This is a genomic window from Actinoplanes sp. NPDC023936 (genome assembly GCF_040639325.1).
In the GTDB taxonomy this organism is placed as follows: domain Bacteria; phylum Actinomycetota; class Actinomycetes; order Mycobacteriales; family Micromonosporaceae; genus Actinoplanes.
Genome location: NZ_JBEZZR010000017.1, coordinates 168962 through 169321, shown reverse-complemented (window position 1 = coordinate 169321; position 360 = coordinate 168962). Strand labels below are relative to the sequence as shown.

Genomic DNA, 360 nt, shown 5'->3' with positions numbered 1-360 from the left:
CTCACCCTGGCAGCGCGGCAGCAACGAGAACACCAACGGGCTGCTACGCCAGTACTTCCCCAAAGGCACCGACCTGTCCATCCACAGCCGTGAACACCTCGACGCCGTCGCCGCCCAACTCAACGCCCGGCCCCGCGAGACCCTCGGCATGAGAACTCCCGCTCAAGCCCTCAACGCGCTACTCTCAGCACCGCTACCAGCACAAACAGACTGTGTTGCAACCACCGATTGAATCCGCCGCGGCATTTCCTGCGCCAGCTACGGCTCGGTTCCGCGAGCCGTAGTTCAGGCAGGTTGCGGGGCGGCATTTCCTGCGCCAGCTACGGCTCGGATCCGCCAGCCGTAGTCCAGGCAGGTCCC

The 360-nt window shown here is 65.3% G+C and carries 1 pseudogene; it reads left to right on the top strand.

Going from position 1 to position 360, the window contains the following annotated elements:
* Positions 1 to 232: pseudogene (locus AB0F72_RS22915) on the top strand (IS30 family transposase); the annotation flags it as partial.
* Positions 233 to 360 lie beyond the last annotated feature (128 nt).